General features: G+C 40.3%; 27 protein-coding genes. 16 read left to right on the top strand and 11 right to left on the bottom strand.

Translation table 11 applies throughout. The features are described from left to right. Positions 1-26 precede the first annotated feature (26 nt). Entirely contained in the window at positions 27-944 is a 918-nt protein-coding gene (locus tag BLV55_RS10650) for a hypothetical protein (RefSeq protein WP_093314243.1), read from the bottom strand. 256 nt (positions 945-1200) lie between these two features. Here BLV55_RS10650 and BLV55_RS10645 point away from each other — a divergent pair, with 256 nt between their 5' ends. From BLV55_RS10645 to rbsB, 12 genes are all read left to right on the top strand, one after another. Next, positions 1201-2229, top strand: coding sequence for a type II secretion system F family protein (locus BLV55_RS10645; protein WP_093314241.1), 1029 nt, complete (start codon positions 1201-1203; stop codon positions 2227-2229). Positions 2230-2303: 74 nt separating this feature from the next. Then, a complete protein-coding gene (locus BLV55_RS10640) occupies positions 2304-2609 on the top strand; it encodes a hypothetical protein (RefSeq protein ID WP_093314239.1) in 306 nt (101 codons plus the stop codon). Positions 2610-2655: 46 nt separating this feature from the next. After that, complete coding sequence (locus BLV55_RS10635; protein ID WP_093314237.1) at positions 2656-3246, top strand: DUF4860 domain-containing protein; 591 nt, start codon at positions 2656-2658, stop codon at positions 3244-3246. Beyond that, a complete protein-coding gene (locus tag BLV55_RS10630; protein WP_093314235.1) occupies positions 3239-3736 on the top strand; it encodes a PulJ/GspJ family protein in 498 nt (165 codons plus the stop codon). Before BLV55_RS10635 ends, BLV55_RS10630 begins: the two co-directional genes overlap by 8 nt. A gap of 14 nt (positions 3737-3750) precedes the next feature. Next, positions 3751-4368, top strand: coding sequence for a hypothetical protein (locus BLV55_RS10625; RefSeq protein ID WP_093314233.1), 618 nt, complete (start codon positions 3751-3753; stop codon positions 4366-4368). A gap of 3 nt (positions 4369-4371) precedes the next feature. Further along, positions 4372-5439 carry a type IV pilus twitching motility protein PilT gene (locus BLV55_RS10620; RefSeq protein WP_093314231.1) on the top strand — a complete coding sequence of 356 codons (1068 nt, stop codon included), beginning with the start codon at positions 4372-4374 and terminating at the stop codon, positions 5437-5439. Between the two features lie 148 nt (positions 5440-5587). Then, the gene (locus BLV55_RS10615; RefSeq protein WP_176968377.1) at positions 5588-6382 is read left to right on the top strand and encodes a transglutaminase-like domain-containing protein; all 795 of its coding nucleotides are present in this window, start codon (positions 5588-5590) and stop codon (positions 6380-6382) included. A gap of 177 nt (positions 6383-6559) precedes the next feature. Next, positions 6560-7585: a LacI family DNA-binding transcriptional regulator gene (locus tag BLV55_RS10610; protein WP_093314227.1), complete on the top strand. Its 1026-nt coding sequence runs from the start codon at positions 6560-6562 to the stop codon at positions 7583-7585. A 28-nt stretch (positions 7586-7613) separates the two neighbouring features. Continuing rightward, positions 7614-8021, top strand: a complete 408-nt coding sequence (gene rbsD, locus BLV55_RS10605; protein ID WP_093314225.1) for a D-ribose pyranase — start codon at positions 7614-7616, stop codon at positions 8019-8021. Further along, on the top strand, positions 8022-9515 hold the full coding sequence (locus BLV55_RS10600; RefSeq protein WP_093314223.1) for a sugar ABC transporter ATP-binding protein: 1494 nt from the start codon (positions 8022-8024) through the stop codon (positions 9513-9515). It begins immediately after the preceding gene. Then, on the top strand, positions 9512-10489 hold the full coding sequence (locus BLV55_RS10595) for an ABC transporter permease (RefSeq protein WP_330386611.1): 978 nt from the start codon (positions 9512-9514) through the stop codon (positions 10487-10489). The genes BLV55_RS10600 and BLV55_RS10595 overlap by 4 nt, the downstream gene beginning before the upstream one ends. A gap of 40 nt (positions 10490-10529) precedes the next feature. Further along, positions 10530-11486 (top strand): ribose ABC transporter substrate-binding protein RbsB, encoded by a 957-nt coding sequence (rbsB, locus tag BLV55_RS10590; RefSeq protein WP_093314221.1) that lies wholly within the window; start codon positions 10530-10532, stop codon positions 11484-11486. A gap of 163 nt (positions 11487-11649) precedes the next feature. Here rbsB and BLV55_RS10585 read toward each other — a convergent pair whose 3' ends face one another. Then, positions 11650-12342, bottom strand: coding sequence for a hypothetical protein (locus tag BLV55_RS10585; RefSeq protein ID WP_093314219.1), 693 nt, complete (start codon positions 12340-12342; stop codon positions 11650-11652). Positions 12343-12813: 471 nt separating this feature from the next. Between BLV55_RS10585 and BLV55_RS10580 the strand changes: the two genes are divergently transcribed. The 4 genes from BLV55_RS10580 (at position 12814) to BLV55_RS10565 (ending at position 15153) form a co-directional block, all read left to right on the top strand. Continuing rightward, positions 12814-13206, top strand: a complete 393-nt coding sequence (locus BLV55_RS10580) for an OsmC family protein (RefSeq protein ID WP_093314217.1) — start codon at positions 12814-12816, stop codon at positions 13204-13206. A gap of 385 nt (positions 13207-13591) precedes the next feature. Further along, positions 13592-13861: a hypothetical protein gene (locus tag BLV55_RS10575; protein WP_093314215.1), complete on the top strand. Its 270-nt coding sequence runs from the start codon at positions 13592-13594 to the stop codon at positions 13859-13861. Beyond that, the gene (locus BLV55_RS10570) at positions 13858-14313 is read left to right on the top strand and encodes a YaiI/YqxD family protein (RefSeq protein WP_093314213.1); all 456 of its coding nucleotides are present in this window, start codon (positions 13858-13860) and stop codon (positions 14311-14313) included. Before BLV55_RS10575 ends, BLV55_RS10570 begins: the two co-directional genes overlap by 4 nt. A gap of 114 nt (positions 14314-14427) precedes the next feature. Continuing rightward, entirely contained in the window at positions 14428-15153 is a 726-nt protein-coding gene (locus tag BLV55_RS10565; protein ID WP_093314211.1) for a M48 family metallopeptidase, read from the top strand. A gap of 110 nt (positions 15154-15263) precedes the next feature. Here BLV55_RS10565 and nagB read toward each other — a convergent pair whose 3' ends face one another. The 9 genes from nagB to BLV55_RS10520 all read right to left on the bottom strand — a co-directional run bounded on the left by nagB (position 15264) and on the right by BLV55_RS10520 (position 22226). Beyond that, complete coding sequence (gene nagB / locus BLV55_RS10560) at positions 15264-15995, bottom strand: glucosamine-6-phosphate deaminase (protein ID WP_093314209.1); 732 nt, start codon at positions 15993-15995, stop codon at positions 15264-15266. Positions 15996-16143: 148 nt separating this feature from the next. Then, positions 16144-16752 carry a class I SAM-dependent methyltransferase gene (locus tag BLV55_RS10555; RefSeq protein WP_093314207.1) on the bottom strand — a complete coding sequence of 203 codons (609 nt, stop codon included), beginning with the start codon at positions 16750-16752 and terminating at the stop codon, positions 16144-16146. Between the two features lie 82 nt (positions 16753-16834). Beyond that, the gene (locus BLV55_RS10550) at positions 16835-17818 is read right to left on the bottom strand and encodes a serine hydrolase domain-containing protein (RefSeq protein WP_330386610.1); all 984 of its coding nucleotides are present in this window, start codon (positions 17816-17818) and stop codon (positions 16835-16837) included. Between the two features lie 14 nt (positions 17819-17832). Further along, positions 17833-18162 (bottom strand): hypothetical protein, encoded by a 330-nt coding sequence (locus tag BLV55_RS10545; RefSeq protein ID WP_093314203.1) that lies wholly within the window; start codon positions 18160-18162, stop codon positions 17833-17835. A gap of 85 nt (positions 18163-18247) precedes the next feature. Continuing rightward, complete coding sequence (locus BLV55_RS10540; protein WP_093314201.1) at positions 18248-19081, bottom strand: metallophosphoesterase; 834 nt, start codon at positions 19079-19081, stop codon at positions 18248-18250. A gap of 143 nt (positions 19082-19224) precedes the next feature. After that, positions 19225-20043 (bottom strand): alpha/beta fold hydrolase, encoded by an 819-nt coding sequence (locus BLV55_RS10535; protein ID WP_093314199.1) that lies wholly within the window; start codon positions 20041-20043, stop codon positions 19225-19227. A gap of 66 nt (positions 20044-20109) precedes the next feature. After that, positions 20110-20790 (bottom strand): nucleotidyltransferase domain-containing protein, encoded by a 681-nt coding sequence (locus BLV55_RS10530; protein WP_207646069.1) that lies wholly within the window; start codon positions 20788-20790, stop codon positions 20110-20112. Between the two features lie 40 nt (positions 20791-20830). After that, positions 20831-21688, bottom strand: a complete 858-nt coding sequence (locus BLV55_RS10525) for an alpha/beta fold hydrolase (protein WP_143033196.1) — start codon at positions 21686-21688, stop codon at positions 20831-20833. Next, the gene (locus BLV55_RS10520) at positions 21594-22226 is read right to left on the bottom strand and encodes a TetR/AcrR family transcriptional regulator (protein ID WP_093314195.1); all 633 of its coding nucleotides are present in this window, start codon (positions 22224-22226) and stop codon (positions 21594-21596) included. Before BLV55_RS10520 ends, BLV55_RS10525 begins: the two co-directional genes overlap by 95 nt. Between the last annotated feature and the right edge of the window lie 29 nt (positions 22227-22255).

The following is a 22255-nucleotide window of genomic DNA, read 5'->3' as shown; positions in this document are numbered from 1 at the left end:
TCTTTAAGGTTGGAAGGGATGGTTTTTTACATAACCTCCGGCAAAAATAAATATAGTTCTTCTGATTTATCATAAGAAAGGCGAATGCCGTTGTGATATTCCACCGTCAGTATCAGATTCTCAAAAGCAGCACTGCCTTTATGAGCAGGAAAATCAAGGATCCACAGGGTTTCGCCAGAAGGCTCACCACCTATCAGCGATTCCTCCTCTTCTTCTCTTAAAGCTTGTTGAAACACTTTACCATTCATCCGAAATTCAGCTTCGACGGTTTTAGGAAGATACCTTAACTCCGGATATTCTTCCCAAAGACCATTGGAAGCACTTTGTTCGTCCAGCCGAAAGCCTATATATTTATCTCCGGTCTGATAATTTGGTTCATTACTGTGATGAATGGAATAAGTGGTAATAGAGGGGTTTGGTGGCTGGTATAAGTAGTAAGGGACAGAGCTGGGCCGGTTCAAGGTGGTAGCAGCACCCTTTGAAAAAGGTTGAACTTGATAATCATGAGCCGGAGAAACCTCTATTTCCGCCTGAAAACGGTTTAACCCTACCATTTCCGCTTCTTTTATTGTCCACTGATGTACACCCTGCTCCTGAGAAAATCCTTGATTTCTCTCAAGTTCCAACAGCTGTAACCCGATTTGTGCATCTTCCCATACTTCTCGCAAAGACCATTCATAATGAAGGGTGATCAGTTGCTTTTCCAGATCAACGGCATTCACAGACCAGCTTTCGTTAAAAATCATGGCTTCTTCCTGATTAAGTTGTTGAATTTCATGAGAAAGCATTGCTATTTCATTGGAGCCAACAAGGTGGTGCAGCTGATTATCAATACGGCTTACCTGAAGATCCAAGCGATACATTTGCATCAATAATAAGAGTAAAAAAACAATGATGCCTGAATTTGAACCAATATCTTCCCAAAATCCTTTTTTCTCTTCCATGAACAGTCCTCCCAAGGCGTAAGTAGTATGTTGATGGTACTCGTTTTGATTGTATCACAACAAGGATTTTTTCCAAAGAATGGCCAGGCTGTTTTTTTATCCGACGACAATTGCCACAAACACTCCTGTTGATCAGCAGGATTCTTTGCTTAAGCCTGGGGGAAGGGGGTAGATATGAAGCATAACAACTGTGTTTTAGAGAATTTTGTTTCAGAAAAATGACTAGTACTGTCGTATTAATTTTGGAGGTGAAAAGATGAAATCAGGGCTTCTCTCGTTATTTTGTTATCAATTATCCGTTGTCTACCGATCCGGTATTCCGCTTCTGGACGGGCTGAAAATTCTTTCAGCTGAAATAAAAGAGCCACAACTCAAACAGGCTGCCCAGGAAATTCAAGAAGAAATTAAAGAAGGAAAAAAACTTTCGGAAGCCTTGGAGAAACAACCCTTTTTTCCGGCTTACCTGAAAGGAATGCTTCGTATTGCAGAAGAAGCGGGTACTCTGGATGAAGAAACCTATCGCTTATCTGATTATTACGAAAAACAGGAAGAAATGGAAAAAGAAATGAAAAACGCCGTTGCTTACCCCCTTATCTTATCCGTTCTGATGGGAGCGGTGGTACTTATTTTAGTCCTTCAGGTGATTCCTTTGTTTCATCAGATATTACTAGGAATTGGCGGAGATATTTCCGGCAGCACACAAATGATGATAAACCTAAGCCAAAGCTTAAGAAATAATCTGGGGATATTGGTACTCCTTTTGATGGGACTGGCATTGGCTCTTCTAATCTTTGGAAGAAACAAAGGAAAAAACGTTACAATAGACCGATGGAAATACCATCTTCCGGTTTTTGGATCCGTTAACAGACAATGGTTGGCTTTTCGTCTGAGTCACGCCCTTCATATGCTGGTTTCAGCCGGACTTGCTTTTGATGATGCCCTCCATTTGTCAACATCAGCCATAGGGAACGAATATGCCAAACAAAAGATGGAAGCCTGCCGTCATAAAATTAGTGAAGGCATGGATATAGCACAGGCGATGGAAGAAATGAGTTTACTGCCGAAAATGATGATTCAGATGATTCGTATGGGAAATCAAACCGGTGAAATGGAAGGTTTTCTGAAAAGAAGCGCTGATCTTTATCAACAGGAATCCAGCAGAGCTCTTAAAAAAATAACGGTTGCAGTGGAGCCAACCTTGGTAACGATCCTTTCTCTTATTGTAGGGATTATTTTACTGACCGTAATGCTCCCATTGATTCAAATCATTTCCACCATCGGATAAAAGCTATGAAAGCGATGAAGGATTTTTTAACCGTATTAGTATAGCCGGAAGCATGTAGCAGGAGGGATCATAAGATGAAAACGGAAAAAGCAGGTATCGGGATCTCTTTACTGATCATCCTGGTGGTGACAGTCACCTTGTTTAGCAGCATCCACAGAGACTTGAACCAAGCCGGAGAAGAAAGCCTGCATCATATCACAGAAGCTGTTAAAAGAGCTGCTGTTCAGTGCTATGCTCTGGAAGGCAGCTATCCGCCGGACTTAGAGTATCTGGAAGAACATTATGGGCTGGTACTGAATCGGGACGCCTATTTTTATCATTATGAAATCATTGGATCGAATATTATGCCACAAATAGGAGTTTATCGACGATGGAACTAAGGACGGCAGCGAATCCTGGTTTCCTTTTATAAGGGAGGCGATAAAAATGAACAAGATCCGTCAACCGCAAGGCTACTCTCTGATAGAATTGATACTGGTCATGGCGCTGCTGGTGTTTTTAGGGCTGGGCACCTTCACCCTCATTATCGCCAGTAATGAAGCGACTCATCGAATGGTAGACCGTCAGGATCAACAATCACAGCGGCGAGTAGCGGCATCCTATATCAATACCAGACTTCGTCAAAACGACAAGGCCGGTGCCGTCAGCCTTCGAACAGATCCAGCATTACCCTCGGAAGCCTTAGTGATTGAAGAAGTCTATTTTGGAGAGATTTTTGAAAACTGGATTTATCAGGAAGATGGGAAGCTAAAAGAAATTATTATCAGTCCGGGTCAGGAACGGCGGCAAGATTTTAGTTATATCATTACTGAAATAGATTTTTTTGATGTTGAAAAAGACCCAGTATTAGGTGGACTATGGTTGTCTGTTGGTCATAATCTGGAGACGGATGAAGGATATCCGTCCGAAGATGTTCGACGCTTAGAATGGTTTTATCACATCAAAACCGAAGGAAAGACAGTAGAGGGAGACAGTCTAGAGACAGCCCAAAAAAACAGGGGTGAAGGCAATGACTAAAAAACAGGAAGGGTTTTCCTTGATTGAAGTAATCATTGCAGTGGGGATCTTGGCGCTTATCAGCGTATACGTATTGCAGGTACTGGTAACTTCCAGCCGGTTAAACGAAAAAGCAGAAGATCTGGACAATAGTGTATTCAAAACCAATCAATACATTCATCTTTTAGATGCTACGAATTCAATCGATGATTTTTTACGGCATGAAAGGATGCTCTTTGCTGATGTTGAAGAAGAAAATGGCATCAAAAGGGCAACCCTCTATTTAGATGCAACCTGGCAACCAGTAGAAAGAAGCCTGGCAGATGACGGGTTGACACCAGAGGCCGCATTTCGAATACAAATCTTTCTTGAACCACAGGAAATTCTTCTGTTGGAAGGAAGTCAGCTTGTACGCCTGACACTGAAATCTGAAAAAATTGGTTCCTATCTACTAGAAACTGAAAAAAATCCGTTGATTTACCAAATAAGTACCACCCGCTATTTACCCTAACAGGAGGGTTTCTGATGAGAAAAAAGCCTACGCATAGGAATAAAGATAACAACCTAAGGGAAACAGGAAACGCCGCCTCCCGAAGGGGAAGTGCAACGGTAATGGTGATCATGATGGTGATGACCCTCATGTTGTTGGGCGTTTTCTCCATGATGGCTTCTTATTCAGGACTAGCCATTGCCCGTCGTAATGCTGAATGGACAGAACATCATTATCAGCAGGAAAGTCAGGCGTCAGAAAAATTATTTCTTACACACCAAGCTCTTCATACAGCCTGGGAGAAGGTGAATCATGAAAAGGAGGAAAACGGCGAAAAGGATGAAACCAATAACTGGCATATGGTTTTTTACCAGGATGCTATGAAAACATTAGAAGAAATCTCCCTTCTTGAAACGGTTAGCTTGGAGCCATCCTTAAAAACAAGAGATACTTCATCGGAATCAGCCTTTTTTGCAGGAGAAATTCTTGTTTTAGCCGATAAAGAAGGCAAAACCCAGGATTTTCTGGTAGAATTTAAGGTAATAGCTCAACTACAGGCACCGCCGGAAATCAATATAACAAGCTGGCGAAGCATTCCGGAAATTTTTGAGTATGATGATGGCATCCTGTTTTGGGACGTGGAGGTGGATTAATTGATGCATGATGCAGAAACACTTTTAGAAATAGCGGTAAAGGAAGAAGCATCCGATTTATTTATTACGGTAGGCAGGCCTCCTACACTAAAGATTAATGGACGGTTCAGGCCTATGGAAAATGATTGTTTGAGACCGGAAGATACGGAAAAACTGGTGAAAAGCCTTTTTCATAAAGAAAAACATTACGAAGAATTTATAGAAAATGGAGAAAAAGACTTTTCGGTTTCGCTCTCCGGTATTGGACGATTTCGTGTAGCCGCTTATACTCAACGTAGTACCAGTGCGGCGGCCATCCGGGTACTTAGCTTTGAGCAGCCAGACCCAGAAGCTCTGGGAATTCCTTCTGGCATTCTGGATTTTTATCAACGAAAAAAAGGTTTGATTTTGGTGACAGGGCCAACAGGCAGCGGAAAATCCACCACCCTTTCAGCTATTATTCATTTAATTAACCAAAACAGGGAATGCCATATCTTAACCCTGGAAGATCCGATTGAATACCTGCATCGGCATCAAAAAAGCCTGGTAGATCAACGGGAAATTGGCATGGACACCAAAAGCTATGCCAAAGCCTTGCGCTCCGCCCTTCGACAAGCTCCCGATGTTATCCAAGTGGGCGAAATGAGGGATCATGAAACCATTTCCATTGCCTTAACGGCGGCTGAAACCGGTCATTTAGTGTTTTCTACTTTGCATACAGTAGGAGCAGCTAAATCCATCGATCGAATTATCGATGCTTTTCCTGCCAATCAACAAGATCAAATAAGAGTACAGTTGTCGACTGTCTTATATGCCGTTGTATCGCAACAATTAATGCCGTCAAAAGAAGGTGGATTGGTGCCAGCCTTTGAAATCTTAATTGTCAACGGTGCTATTCGAAACATGATCCGTGATGGTAAAATTCCACAAATAGATGCCGCTATTCAGACCGGTAAGGCTCAAGGCATGATCAGCATGGATATAAGCCTGGCAAAATTGGTGGAGGAAGATAAAATACATCGAGAAGATGCTCTGACTCACTGTGTTCATCCAGAAGTCTTAAAGAAATATTTACGTGGCTTTTCGTCATGAATTTGTAAGGTTTATTTAGGTGACAGCGGGGTAAAAAAATAGTATAATATTATGTAAACTCATAGAAACTTAGAAATCTAGTCCAATGAATAAAACAAGGTATAAAACAAGGTATAAAATAAGGGATAAAATAAAGAAGGTGGTAACCATGAGAAAATGGATAATCATGCTGTTGATAATGGGGTTTATGGTGGTGAATCCGCTGAAAGCAGAAGCTTCCGGTCCTGTTTTTGATACCAGTGATCTGGATAGGGGGGTTGTTCATGTTCATTACAATGCTTCCCATGACCGACCTTTAAGAGTGATGATTACAAAAGGTGATCAGCGATATACCTATCAATTAAAACCGGATGGCACCGTGGATAGTTTTCCGTTACAAATGGGCAACGGAACTTATAAGATAGACGTGGTTCAAAACATAGGCGGGAACCGGTACAGTTTTGTGGATAGTACGCAAGTGAACCTGGCTTTAGAAGATCCAAACCTGGTTTTTCTTAACTCGATTCAGGAAATTCGCTGGGCATCAGAAGATCCACCGATACAGAACAGTGCACGGATGATTGGTGATAAAACCAGCAAAGACCAACAAATCCAAACCGTTTATGAATATATAATCAATAACTACCGGTATGATTTTGATAAGATCCCGACGCTTACTTCAACGTATTTGCCGGATATCGTTCAAACTTATAGGGTGAAAAAAGGTATCTGTTATGATTATTCGTCTCTTTTGGCCGCCATGAAACGAAGCGAAGCCATCCCTGTTAAACTGGTGAAAGGATATACTTCTCACGTTGATGAATATCATGCCTGGAACGAAGTATACCTAAACGGCAAATGGCATATCATCGATTCCACCGTAGATGCAGTTTATCAGCAGCATGGAAACGATTTTACCATGATAAAAAATCCAAGTGAATATCAGAAAGTATACGAATATTAATCGCTTCTTTAAAACCTCGCCATGGTTGCTTTGCTAAGGCGAGGTTTTTAGATTTATCCTAAGAAAGATCATCATAGAATCACTACATCGCTGATTATTTCGTCTTGACTAATGGGAAGGGCTGTGCTAATTTTAAATGACTAAAAGGTTTTAGTTACCGTATAAGGGGCTTATCCAATGATTACTATTAAGGACATTGCAAAGAAAGCAGGCGTTTCCATTACAACGGTTTCTCAGGTGCTAAACCAAAAAGAAATTGGCATTAAAAAGGAAACCAAGGAACGCATTTTAAGGATTGCCGAAGAATTGGACTACAAGCCCAACTATTTGGCCCGAGGGCTTATCACCAAAAAAACGAATACCCTTGGCCTTATTATTCCCGATATCACCAATCCCTTTTTCCCCCAGGTGGTTCGGGCTATCGAAGATACCGGAAATCATCGAAATTACAATATCATTCTTTGCAATACCGATAATAATCAGAAAAAAGAAAAGCTCTATTTAGAGATGTTACAGAAAAAATATGTGGATGGCATTATTTTAACCAGTTCCACCCGAACCACAGAAGAGCATGGCCTCTTATTAGAAAAACTTAAATTACCCCTGGTATTACTGGATCGGGCCGCTGCCAGTCCCTTTGATTTTCCTAGCGTTTATACCTGTGGGTATCAGGGTGTGATGCTGGGAGTCAATTATTTACTGAAGCAAGGTCATCGGAAAATAGCCTACCTCTCCGGTCCGGAAACCTCTCTGGTTGGAAAAGAAAGGCTGGAAGGGTACATGGCCGCCCTTCAAAATGTTGGAATAACCGTTAACCCACAGCTTATCTACTACGGAGACTATAAAGCCGAAACCGGTGAAAAAGGCATCACTGAGCTATTGGAAAAAGACCGAAACTTCACGGCTGTTATGGCCGCCAACGATTTAATGGCCGTCGGAGCTATGCGATCTATTAAAAACCGTCAACTGAAAGTACCAGAAGATATTTCCGTGCTGGGTTTTGATAATATTCAGATTTCCAGACTGATCGATCCAGCCTTAACCACCATCCATCAGCCTTCCTATGAAATGGGAAAAATGGCTACGGATATGTTAATTCGCCTGATAGAAGGAAAAAAATTAGAGAAAAGGCAAGTGATCTTAAAACCAGAACTGCTGATCAGAGAATCTGTAGCTGAAAGAAAAAGCCAACCGTCCCCTTAACATTTCCTAAGAGAGAGGAGCATGTTCCATGAAAAAAGCAGCCTTAATCAACAGCCATATTTCCGGCGTTATTGCCGAAATGGGCCATACGGAGAGATTAACCATTGTGGATGCCGGTTTCCCTGTAGGAGATCAGGTAAAACGCATCGATTTGGCATTGAAAAAAGATGTGCCACGGTTTATGGAAACCTTGGAAGCCGTTTTGACTGAGTTACAGGTGGAAGAAGTCACCATTGCCAATGAAACCAAAGAAAGCAATCCGGTTTTTTATGAAGAAATCCTGAGTTGTCTTAAAAAGCATAATCCAAAGATCCATATTCGGGAAGTGATTCATGAAAATCTAAAGCTGGAAGCGGCTAAATCCAAAGCCATTGTCAGAACCGGAGAATACACACCTTTTGCAAATGTTATTTTGAAATCCGGCGTGGTGTTTTAAATGGCTTTACTGGAGATGCAAGCAATCAGCAAAAGCTTTCCCGGTGTACGGGCCTTGGATCGGGTAAGCCTGGACTTAAATAAGGGAGAAGTACTCGCCCTTTTAGGAGAAAATGGTGCTGGTAAATCCACCTTGATGAAAATCCTAAGTGGTGTTTATCAGGCCGATGAAGGAACCTTTCTGATCGATGGACAGCCGGTGTCCATTACATCCCCACAGGAAGCCATGGCTCGGGGAATTGGCATTATTCATCAGGAACTTAGCTTAATTCCTCATCTATCTATTCGGGAAAACATTTTTCTGGGAAGAGAGAAAGTTCATCCCATCACCAAAAAAATCGACTGGCAGTATTTAAGCCAGGAAAGTGAAAAATGGTTGACGGAACTGGGAATCACCGGTATCGATGTGACCCGTCCGGTGAAAAACCTAAGCATTGGAATTCAACAGATGGTCGAAATTGCCAGAATACTGTCCATGAACTGTCGAATCATTATCATGGACGAACCAACAGACGCACTGACACCACAGGAAGCCAAAACCCTGTTTCAGGTGATCAACGCCTTACGGAAAGCAGGCAAAGGCATTATTTATATCAGTCATAAACTGGAAGAAATCTTTCAAATTGCTGATCGGATCCATGTTTTACGAGACGGCAGCCATGTGGGGACCAAAGCCGTTTCAGAAGTCAACACGGATCAACTGATTCATATGATGGTGGGTCGAAACCTGGAAGATAAATTTCCCTGGGTGGCACCTAAACCGGAAAACCCCATCCTGGAGCTTAAAGGCGTTACAGCGCCAGGACATGTTTATGAAATTGATCTGGTAGCCAGAAAGGGAGAAGTGCTTGGTGTTTTCGGATTGATGGGAGCTGGACGGACAGAACTTTGCAAAACCATTTTTGGGGTTTATCCCTATGAAGGCGAAATACAGTTGGAAGGGTGTCCTGTAAAGATCAAAAAACCAAAAGACGCCATCGATAAAGGAATCGTTTACCTATCAGAAAACAGAAAATCAGAAGGCCTTTTTCTGGAACACGAAGTATATCGCAATGTAACACTGGCCTCTCTGGGCGAACTTACCACCGCTACTGGTCGGTTAAAAAAAGCAGAAGAGAAAAAAGCCGTCCAGGAATACATTGATAAACTTCGGGTGAAAACCCCAAGCATTGCTCAAAAAGTGAAAAATTTAAGCGGTGGCAATCAGCAAAAACTGGTTTTTGCCAAATGGTTAATGACCAATCCAAAAGTATTGATTTTAGATGAACCCACCAGAGGGGTAGATGTAGGAGCAAAAGTAGAAATCTATCATCTGATTAATGAGCTGAAACAAAAAGACGTGACCATTATCATGATCTCTTCCGAACTGCCAGAAGTCATGGGCATTAGTGACCGAATTCTTACTATGCATAAAGGACGGATAACCGGAGAGTTTCATCATGAAGAAGCCACTCAGGAAAAAATTATGGAACGTGCTGTAGGAGGGATTTCGTGAGCCGTATAAACGCTAAGCTGACCGCATGGAAAGAGCATATGAAAAAAGACGATCTGAAAACCAATTTGTTGAAATTTCAATCCATTATTGGCTTAGTGTTAATTTGTGTGGTGCTGAGCTTTCTGACACCCAGGTTTCTCACCGTCACCAACCTGTTTAACGTTCTTAGGCAGACCTCCTTAAACGCTATTATGGCCGTAGGGTTAACCTTCGTTATTTTAACCGGAGGCATCGACTTATCCGTAGGCTCTATTCTGGCCTTTTCCGGTGTCAGTGCCGCCCTCGTATCCCAAATGGGCTTACCGGCACCGATGGCGATGATCATCGGACTATTGGCCGGCAGTGGGTTAGGATTTATCAATGGACTGGTTATTACCAAAGGGAAAGTACCACCCTTTATTGCTACCTTAGCCATGATGACCATGGCCAGAGGGGGAACGCTGGTCATTAGCGGTGGACGACCCATCAGCGGCTTGGATGAAGGTTTTCACTTTATTGGCAGAGGCATGGTGGGTGTGGTGCCAGTACCGGTAATTCTAACCATCATCACCTTTTTGTTTGCTTACTATATTTTGACACAAACCAGGCAGGGCCGATACATTTACGCTACTGGAAGCAACGAAGAGGCGGCTCGCTTAACAGGAATCCATACAGACCGAATCAAGTTGTTTGCCTATACACTATCCGGGTTTACAGCCGCATTGGCAGCAATGATCATTATTTCTCGACTAGGCTCTGCACCACCTACGATAGGTGACGGAGCAGAACTGGACGCTATTGCCGCCGTGGTTATTGGAGGAACCAGTCTTGCTGGAGGAATCGGAAGCATCTTCGGAACCTTTATCGGAGCCACTATTATTGGCGTTCTCAACAATGGGCTGAACTTATTGAATGTATCCTCCTACTACCAACTGGTGGTTCGGGGCGTAGTTATTCTGATTGCTGTCTTATTAGATCGTAAAAAGGCTGATTAATTCATCAGCTTTTTATAAAAAAAAGGGGGTAACATAAGAAATGAGAAAGTTTAAGAAGCTTTTAGCTGTAGGAGGAATCCTGGTACTTTTACTGGGAGTACTAGCAGGTTGTGGTGGAGACACCGCCGAAGAAGCACCAGAAGTAGATGTAGAAGTAGAGCAGGAAGTAGACACCGTTGAAGAAGCAACAGGAGATATTGGTCTTGTCATCTCCACGCTGAACAACCCATTCTTTGTTTCCTTAGAAGAAGGAGCTGAAGAAGCCGCACAAGCCCTTGGTTACAACTTAATCGTACTGGATTCCAGAGACGATTCCGCTCAGGAACTGTCTAATGTGGAAGACCTGGTGCAACAAGAAGTAGCTGCGATCCTCATCAACCCAGTGGACAGTGATGCGGTAGAAAGCGCTATTCAAATGGCCAACGAAGCCAACATCCCTGTGATCACCTTAGACAGAAGTGCGGAAGGTGGCGAAGTGGTAGCTCACGTAGCTTCTGATAACGTAGCCGGAGGAGAAATGGCTGGACAGTTTATAGTTGAGCAGCTGGCAGGCGAAGGAAACGTAGTTGAATTAGAAGGCGTTCCAGGAGCTTCTGCTGCAAGAGATCGAGGAGCCGGTTTTAACGCCGCTGTTGAAGGAACTGATATTGAAGTAGTTGCACGCCAAACCGCTAACTTCAACCGAGAAGAAGGTCTTAGCGTTATGGAAAATATATTGGAAGCCGAAGAAACCATTGATGCTGTATTTGCACACAATGACGAAATGGCTTTAGGTGCCTTACAAGCCATCGAAGCATCCGGCCGAGAAATCATGGTAGTAGGTTTTGACGCGACCGACGATGCTCAGGCAGCCGTTGCAGAAGGTCAAATGGCCGCAACTGTTGCACAGCAACCAGAGCTTATTGGATCTCTGGGAATTGAAACAGCCGTTGCCCTGTTGGCAGGAGAAGAAGTAGAAAGCTACATTCCAGTAGCTTTAGAATTAATCACAGAGTAATCTTCAGGCAATGCAGGCAATAAAAGAAGAAACAATGACCTAAAAGCAAAAGGAGGCCGGTGTAACCATCGGCCTCCTTTTTAAGACTAGTGGGGTCAGGCTTGAATAATTTACTTATTTACTAATTTACTAACTTTAAGCGTCATTGATCTTCAACGTAACTTTAATCTAAATAATCGAAAATCACTTCATTGAATTGATCTAAATTAGGTGCAATGTACTCATATGTTGTCTCTCGCACTTCACTGCCATCAGGGTTGAGGGCTCGAACAATCAAATATTCTTCCTTTTCGTTTACTATATCCAACGCTACGATTTCTGTTATTTCTTCGTCATATTCAGACAGAGCTAATTCTATTCGATTCATGATGAAAATGGTGCTGTTTTCTTTTTCTTGCGAGAGAAGTGGTACATATTCAAAAATCATATTACTAAAAATAATGCCCGTTCTCATACCTGTTTCTTCTACGAGAAATACTTCTCCAAGGTGGCCGTCGCCTGGGTCGGCTTTTCGGAAATAAGCTCCTATTGACTTGTTGTACCAATCAGTTTGAAAGATATCATTAGCCAATTGGATGCCTTCGGGGTTTTCTTTTTCTATGATTCTCAGCATGCTTTCATCTACGGTCACATTCGTTTTTTCTTCTATTTGCTGACCAATTTCAATCATATCAACAGGACTTACTTCTTCCATTTCTTCCATTTCTTCATCCAATTGTTCTTCTGGTGGAACTTCTTCTGTTTCCAGGCCGTTGACCTCTTCTGGCAAATCTTCCGAAGCGGGATTATTACTGCTTGAACAACCAGTGAATATGAGCAACGCAATTAAAACAAATAGAAAGTAAATATTCTTCATCTGACCAACTCCTTTGGGATATATTGCTTTTTTATTATATCACAACCAATAAGAATTGATAATCTTGCTGCAAAACAGTGCCTGCTTATATGTTTTTTGCCCTGCGAAGTAGGTTTTTTTGATGCTAAAATTATCAAAAAGGCTAGGTCTGTGATTATGAAGCTGTCAGGAAAATATCCTTATGGGGAAGTATATGAAAAATGTCTATATTGATTTTTGAAAAGAATGACCAGAACATTTCTGTTCTAAAGTAGCTTTAATAAGGGGCTTATGAAACATTTTCAAAGTTAAGAGCTATTTGAATACTTATAGTGTCGTCATTGAAAGGGGTGCATGAAATGTTATAATGTAGAAGTAACTACTTAAATTCTTTGTAGGGTATGCGAAAACATTGAATTGCAATGATTATCGTAAAAGGACGTGGAATTTAGGTATCATATAGGTGGACAAAATTAAAGATGAGGTGATTATATGGCAATGGTAGAAGTTAGTTTCCCAGGTGGGAAAAAAGTCGACGCACATATGAAAGGATTTACAATCCATACAGACCAGCCCGTAGCTGCTGAAGGAGAGAACTCGGCACCGTCTCCGTTTGATCTTTTTCTAGCTTCCATAGCAACCTGCGCAGGTATATACGCTGTGAGCTTTTGTCAAAGCAAGGAACTTAGCACTGAAGGCCTTAAGCTTGAGCTAGACGGAGAAAGAGACTCGGAAACGGGACTTATAGGGAAAATGACACTTAGCTTGGCTCTTCCTGAGGGATTCCCTGACAAGTACAAGAAAGCGATGCAGAAGTCTATGGAACTGTGTACAGTAAAGAAACATTTAGCGAATCCCCCAAGTTTTGAGATGAAATTGATTTAGTAATTTCAATGGGGTCAGCAGTCAATGGGGTCAGCAGTCAATGGGGTCAGCAGTCAATGGGGTCAGCAGTCAATGGGGTCAGGCTTGAATAATTTACTTATTTGCCTGCTAATTTGATTTTATCAGAAATGAAGCCACTTGAAAAATAAGCAAAGAAAAGATTTGGTGGCTCACAATCAAAAAAGACATCGTGACTATGAGGATCATGCATGATATCCTGTTTGTAAAACAAGGTCAAGGCAAGGTCAAGGCAAGGTCAAGGTAAGAGCAAGAACAAGAACAAAAGCAAAGGCAAAAAATAGTGTAAAGTAGTGTAAAGTAGTGCAAAGTAGTGTATGAAAACACAGACCATAAAAAGTGGTCCCTAAATTACTGGAGGCATAAAATGAGAAAACTGGAAGACAATTCATTTAATTCCTGGGACGATGAAAGAAAAGCAGGAAAAACAAGATTTATCGTAACAATAGGCATGCGAAATGCGGCTATGATAACAGCAGGCGTCTTTTTTTTCAGGCATCTGACCACTGGACAAAATAACGGCATTGGTGAGACAGGAGATATTAGCCTGATGGTTCTTGTCTTTTTAGCAACCATGATTTCATCTATGGTAGGAGCCAATTATCGGTGGAAGAAAAACGAAGAAGGTGGACGATGAGAAGAATATTAGTGGATGCAGACGGATGTCCGGTGGTAAAGATAGCCATCAATTTGGCAAAAGAGTTTCAGGTACCCATTACATTAGTCAAAAACCATGCCCATGTTCTGGAAGATGACTATGCAGAAGTAGTGACAGTAGACATTACCAGCGACAGCGCCGATTATTATATTGTCAACCGCCTTTCAAAAGGCGATATCGTCATCACACAAGATCAGGGGCTAGCAGCCATGTGTCTGGGAAGAGGCGCTATCACCCTGAATCAGAATGGCCTGGTAATGGACCACCAGAATATCGACGGAATGCTTTCTAGCCGTCATATCAACCGAAAACTAAGAAATCAGGGAATTTACACATCAAAGCCCAAAAAACGGGATAAAAGCAAAGATCAGGAGTTTGAAAAAACACTGCGAAACATACTAGAGGATTGCAAGAATCCTTTATTGCCCTAATAGTTGAAAGTATCATAGAAGCTTAAAAATGACTAGCAACAAATCAAAACAAATCAAAACAGATCAAAACAGATCAAAACAGATCAAAATAGGTAGAAATAAGGTGAAAAAGCTATGAAAAAGAGGACAAAAACTTCTTTTTTATTCATTGATGAACTGAAGGTAGAGATCTTACGAAAAAAAATCAAAAATATGAATTTATCAGTTCATCCACCAGATGGAAGGGTAAGGCTTTCAGTACCTAAAGGGGTTGATGAAGAAGCCCTGCGGTTTTTTCTGACTTCCAGAGTGCCCTGGATTAAAAAACAGCAACATCGTTTGGAGAATCAGGAGCAAAGTTTTCCGAAGGATTACATAGCAGGAGAAAGCCATTATGTTGCCGGCGAAAGCTATTCACTCAATATCATTGAAGATCATAAAGAAAAGCAACGAGTAGAGATCGGGAACAGGAAAAAGGAACTGGATCTTTATGTACGTCCCGGTAAGGATAAAAGCAAGCGGGAGAAGATCATGCAAGAGTTTTATCGAAAATATCTGAAAGAGAAAATACCAGAACTGATCCGGAAATGGGAACCTGTTATGGGAGTAAAGGTAGAAGATTGGGGCGTTAAGCGAATGAAAACCAGATGGGGCACCTGCAACATCAGAGATAAGAGAATATGGATTAATCTCGATTTGGGAAAAAAGCATCCCCGCTGTCTAGAGTATATAGTTGTTCATGAGATGACTCATTTATTGGAAAGGTACCATAATGAGCGGTTTAAGTCCTACATGGACAACTTTTTACCAGACTGGAGAAGCATAAAAAAGGAACTGAATGGAAGGCAATCCAGTGATTGATTAGAAAAAGATGCTCCCTCTATCGGCAAGGGTAATTAAAGTCGTTTTAGAGGAAGCCTTTATGGATAGTGTTTTTCAAGGGCATCTGTGGCTGGGATTGATTACCGCTGCTAGTCATCAGATAAAGATACAGCCGCTTTTTCATCAATGATAAACGTAGTATCTGGATGATGATGCAGAGCGCTGGCAGGAATCTTGGTGGTGACAGGATGATGAAATATTTCTTTGAGAATAGGAGCCTTGGAAGAACCAGAAACCAACACCAGGATTTTCTTAGCATGAAGAATATTTTGGATGCCCATGGTAATGGCTTGTGTAGGAACTTCGTGGATGGAGTCAAAAAAACGACTATTCGCCTGGCGAGTACTCTCTTTAAGGGTAGTTATATGAACCCCTGACTCAAAAGTGGTTCCTGGTTCATTAAAACCAATATGGCCATTTTCACCAATTCCAAGAATCTGAAGATCGATGGGGTTGGAGGATAGCAAGGACTCATAGCGTGTACATTCCTTTTGGAGGTCTTCAGCATTTCCTTTTGGGATATGGACCTGCTCTCTACCAATCCCCAGTGGATTAAAAAGCTGATGGCGCATAAAGTGATGATAACTCTGGGGCTGGTGTTCATCGAGCCCCACGTATTCATCGAGATTAAAGGTTTTTATGTTGGAATAGTCGGTTTGATAGAGGGCATGATCCTCCAGGATACGTTGATAGAATCCAATAGGAGTAGAACCAGTGGCAAAACCAAAAGTACCTGCCGGATTATCCTGAAATTCCTGAAGAAACAAATCAAAAGCCGTCAGGCTTAATTGGTGATAGTCTTTGACAAAGAGTTTTTTCATCATAATGCCTCCTTCTAATTTTTTCGTCAGGTGATCCCCGGACGATAACCGGACGGTTATGTGAGCTTCCATTTCAATTACCGATCTGGGAACAGGTCCCTTTTTCGAACGCCTGCGATCCATATTATCCTGACTATAACGTCACCATTCACATGTATTTTTGCATACATATCATTTGAATGTATCCCTTCTTTATGATACGAATCTGTCTGAAACCATGAACTTGCAAATTGTTCATTATTTCTTGCGGTGAATAGAACTTTACGTCTCCTTCTTTGGATAATGGTACAAATGGATTAATAATAACTCTCAAAGGTGTTGGCAAATAAATATCTGCTATGTATATAAATCCATGGTTTTTAATCACTCTGGAAAGTTCCTTTGCAAAAGCCTTCGTATCTGGAAAATGATGATATGCTGCACAAACAGTTATTACATCAAAAAACCCTGCTTCAAAAGGGATTTTTTCACATCCAGCTACTTTGAATACCATTTCAGAACAAATCTTTGATGCATTCTTGATCATTTTATCAGAAATATCAATGCCATATCCATTAAACGTATTCTCCTGCGACAACATCTTCAATAGTGTTCCATTACCACAAGCGATGTCTAAGATTTTACTGTGATCTTTTACGACTATGTTTTCACATAACAGTCTTTTAAATTTCAATGTAAACTTCCCATCAATAGTTTCATTATAATAGTCCGCTTTATTATTGTAAGCCATCTTGGAAAGTTCATTAAAATTTTTCAAATTATTATCTCCTATGAATCAATTGTACTTCTTTTTTTAACCGCATAGTGAAACGAACAAATGTCAGAGAAGGGTTGCGTGCTCAACTTTTGCCGTCATCTCTCATCTCGATTTGTGGTACAATATGCTTTCTAATCAGTTCAATCCGATCTTTAGCTCTTGGCATAAATCGAGAAGTAATTGCAACCACTATCTTATTCCCAGCGTCCACATATAGTATATTTCCACCATCTCCTATGGCCGTAAAACATTTATTTTTCTTGTCGTCAACGATCCACCACAGATAGCCATAGGATCGTTCACCCCACTTGCTATGAACTTTGGTACTTTCTTCAATCCATTCCTTCGATATAATTTGTTGATTGCCCCATTTCCCCATATTCAGATATAACTGTCCGATTTTTGCCAGGTCTTTTGTCGTCAAGGTTAGTCCCCAACCCGCGGTATTAGTACCTTGTGGATCGATTATCCATCCGTTCACATATTTATCTTTTAGAAAAGCGGTGTATTCCTCTCTGTTATTTATGCCTAAATTATTTGGTTTCTTCATATCCAGTGGCTGAAAAAGATTTTCCGCGGCAAAGTCATTTAATGATTTACCAGTTGCTTTTTCAATGATTCCGGATAATACTTGTAATCCTATTGTTGAATACTTAAAATCTCCACTTAACGTTTTACCACCTAACAAATCCAACACCGTTTTTGTCCAATTTTCGCTTGAGTATACTTTTGTATACGGTTCGTACTTGTATTTGTATGGTGTAGTCATTGTTAATAAGTGCTTTATTGTTACTTTATGGATTGTTTTTTCTCTTTTTTTTACTTCATATTCCGGGAAAAAATCCAAAACAGTCTGCTCTACGTTTTGAATTAATCCCTGATCGATGGCAATTCCCATCAAAATAGATGTGATGCTTTTTGTAACAGAGGCTATGTGTAGCGTATCATTCTGTGTATATCCATGAAAATAATTCTCAAAAATTGTTTCTTGATTGTCTCGAATAACGATCCCTGCAATATTATGATAATCCTTTTGGATCAGTTCAGTTAAGTCTTTCGAGAACATTTTTATCATTTCTCCTATGCTTGATATTTTTTATAGATCCGATGATAAACAAAAATCAATATAATTAATCCAACTGAAGCGGATAAGCCACCAATCATCGTTCCAATACTGCTTTTCCAAAAAAATGATGCCATTGCAGAAAGGATGTATGTGGAGCCATATGTTATCCACATAATGCCATTTTCCTTATTATATGCTTTCGTATCGGATATGTCTTCTGTTTTCACCGTAGTTCCAGACCAAAAATGCATTGGTGTTTTCTTATTGATGGAATATATCCCTATACTAATAAACACGATTGCGCAAAGCATTACAGGCACCATAAAAATTATTCTTTCTCCCATTCATTTCAATCCCTTATAAAATAAATTTGATGACATATGCTCTAGCCTTCTTATAACTGGCAATTTCGATCTTTCAATAACCCCTTCAGAAAATCACAACCACAATATCCGACTTGTTTATGATTCTAACCGGGATTACACTATTACCCGGTCCTCTGCTGACAATCAGGGTCGATAGATTTTGCGTGCAGAGACCCGGAAACAACCCTTGATCAGGTGCAATTAACTCTCCAATAAAAGGTAGTTTAAACTGACTTCCATGGGGATGCCCTGAAAAAGTGATCTTTATGTTTTCGTCTACATATAGCTCAACAATCTCTGGTTGATGGGATAAACTTTGAAAAACTGAAACATCCATTAAATTCGCTAGATGTTCTGCTAATTGTAATATATTGGATCTTTCCATATCGTTCGATACGAAAAAATGCGGGTCTGATAAACCTATTATTTCTGTCTTGCCTCCAGCTTCTATCCAATTAACTTTAATGTCATCAAGTATCTGCACACGACTGTTTAGCAATTTCTGATGCATGATTCCATAATCACCCGACCATGTTTTGTGGTTTCCTAAAACATAGTAGACAGGAGCAATTTCCATCGCACCATATAAGAACACCATTGCATGATCAATGTCATACTTTCCTCTGTTAATTAAATCCCCTGCAACAACAATCATATCAGGAGCAACTGTTTTAATCTTTCTTAATAAACCTTTCTGGTCTCTTTCAAATTTTTTGTTATGTACATCGGAAATTTGAACAATAGTAAACTCATTAAACTCATTTGGTGTTTTATGATTAATGTAGTCAATTTGCGAAGTAGTTACAGCATTATTCGTGCATACTGAAAACAAAGATGTTGTTAAAATAATAACAACTGAAGTTAGGAGAATTTTGCTTTTCTTAATTTTTTTACCCATGCTTCACTTCCTTAGATGTTTTGAATAGGTTATACCTGATTGGGCAGAAACGTTAAGACTATGCACTCCAAATACAGGGAGATGGAAACCATAGTCAAATCGACCATCACTTGATGAGTGAAACCATACAATAATAGCAATTTCTATTCATCTCTCAAAAATTTTAATATATGTGACAGAAGTATCGTTGGTGCATCTTCCTGAACCAAGTGTCCTGCATTAGGTATCGACATAAATTTAGATGTGCTAATTTGATTATGCAATTTGTGACCTCTTTCAATTGGGATCCAATTATCTTGTTCTCCCCATACAATCAATACTGGATGATTTATTGTACTGTAAAGAGGCTCGATATCATTTGTATACCTTTCACTTGCTTGTACAATTTGACGATAAAATGCGTTCTGACCAGTTGAACCAAGCCACGGTTTAATTGTTCCCTTCAAGGTTTCTTGATCCATTGATCGATAGGTTGCTCCTTGAATATAAGCAGAAACCATAGCCTCATGTATGTAACCAGGAATTCCTTGAAAAGCTTTTTCGTGCTCTTTTACATGGGAGAAAAATGGAGATCCCCAAGGTGCCATTGCAACTGGATCAATTAGTATCATTTTATCAAAATCTCGTTTTTCCAATAGGTACGTACGCAAAGTAGTGGTTCCACCAAAATCATGCCCAACCACAATAGGCGCTTTAAGCCCCAGATGATTAAGAAGTTCTGCGAAAATCTTACTTTGAGTTCCGAGTGAAACATCTTTCCCTTCAGTTTTTTCTGACTGCCCATAACCTAAAAGATCGTAATAGAATACAGTAAACCATTGACTAAGCGAAGGAATGATATGTCGCCAATTAAAGGATGACCAAGGAGTTCCGTGTACAAGAATGATCGGTGAGCCTTCCCCTTGAACATCATATTTTATTTTTCCATATGACGAGCAGAATTCTTTTGTCAGTGTAAACATACTAAATCCCTCCCATACTGCTTCATATCCCCTCAGGGCCAGAGACCAACAGGATGTCAACCTTATTTAATTTCCATGATGTAAAAATTCTTCCATTTTTTTTACTCTGTCCATTCTCCCTCTTTTCCGATTTACGTTCAACTGCAAATCTAAAGGAGGTACTTTTATCTGAAACCCGTTCCAATTTACAACTTCCAAATGGTTTAATGCGAACGGGCCACAATCAACCGGTTCTGGTTCATCTAAAACAGGTGAAGGATCCGATGCAATATCAATTCTGACATCCATAAATATGACACCAAAGTCTTTGGTTAACCATCCATTTGTGTTGATGATTGGTTCTATTAAGTAATCTTTGAAAAGCTCCGTTATCTCTGCTACTGATTTTGAATCTATCATTATATCAATATCATGTGGATTTAATTCAACTCCACGGATGCAGGCAGCACAACTTCCAGTTAGCCACCAATTGATATTGCTATCTTGAACCATCGAGCAAAATTTCTTTAATCCCTTCTCCCATGGAACATCACAAAAATATCCTAATTGATCAAACATTCGTTGCGCATTTTGATAATATCGCTTCTTCATTTTATCCAAGTATTTTGCATTCTTCGGATATTTTTTTATATATCCTCGGCCATCCTTTTGATAAAAGCACATCTGTAAAATATTTTCATATTTCGGTTCAACATCATAGATTCTATATATAACTTCATCATTCAAATCTTCAAATACTATTTTCATTTCTTCGGCACCCCTTTTCAATGATATATAAAGTCATGAATTATGAAGGATTAGAGTTGATGACCATCGTTGCATTTTTTACAAAAAGATCAGGATTTGAAACGACTAATTCACCATGATTGTAACCTTCAAAAACTTGGATCGTTGCACCGGGAACATATTTCGCAAAGGTTCTAACAGACTTTTTTAACAGGATGGCCTCTTTGGAACCATACCAATAAACAAAACGTGCACCAGACTTGGCTATCGTGTCCGGTACCGTGTAACCAAAGACTGAAAATTGAACGTTTCGACAAGTTTCGACAGACATATGTTCGGCCGTTTTCAAGAGATCTTCAACCGCTTCCATGGTGAAGTATGAGTTTGTTAAGGCATTCAAAACAGTCTTGTTTCCTTTGCGAATCAATCTATTTTGTAAAGTTCGAATCCAAGCGAAGACATGCCTTAAAGGTTTGCTTATCGCCTCAACAGGACCCGCATCAATAATAACGATTTCTGATTGGATCTGACCTTGAGCCATTATTTCTACAGCAATGGTGCCTCCCAGTGAACACCCAATCATTCCGCGCACCTTCCCTTGAAGGTTCGCTTGTATGTAATCGTTGATCTGCCTGGCTGTATCCTCCACAGAAAGAAAAGTTGATTTTTCTCCGAGGTCATGCCCTGGCAGGGCAGGAACAATTAAACGATAATCCTTTTTTAATATCTCAATATGGGGTTGCCACATTTTCCAGGAAACACCATAACCGTGAATCAGCACAATTGCTGGGTTATTCTCCTCTCCTAATTCGAAAAACCGCAATTTATTTGCCCCTTTCAACAACAAGATAGTCTGGCTTATATGTTGCTTTTTTGAAAAAGTCAAACATTTCATGTGCCTGAGCAACCATTTCTTCAACCGCTATTCCATCTGCCTCTCCTTCATTCCAGATGCCTTCAGAACACCAGGATATCATCTTGTTGAGGTTCTCGATGTCGATATCTTCCATAAATCGCTCATAATCAACATTGGCAAATACTTGCTGATCCACTCTGGTTTGGAATGTTTTGTTTACTTTCGTAATCCACTCAGCCAACTCAAGATCTTTTTCCTTCTGGGCTTTAAGAATAAAGTGATACAGAAAAGGATATTGCTTATATAGCATGCTCTTAATCTCTAAATTTTTTTTGCGTATTTCAAAATAATCATTTTCATCATAGCTGATTTCCGCTTGAGCCTTATCTCCCAACATCTGTAATGCATAGTTATACATGAACATGTAAAGGGTTTTCTTGTTTTTAAAGTATTGGAACAAAGACCCTTTAGCTATCTGGGCCTTTGCTGCTATATCGTCGGTTGACGCATGTTTAAAATCGTCAGCCGAAAACACCTTAAGGGAAGCATTTACGATCCGCTTCTGTTTCTCCCGGTCCAATTTATAAAACTGTTCGTACATTCATCAATCCTCCCGTCTGAAATGATAAC

This window comes from Tindallia californiensis (genome assembly GCF_900107405.1).
In the GTDB taxonomy this organism is placed as follows: Bacteria; Bacillota; Clostridia; order Peptostreptococcales; family Tindalliaceae; genus Tindallia; species Tindallia californiensis.
Note: the sequence above shows the minus strand (reverse complement) of the source record. Positions and strands in the feature narration are given on the sequence as shown.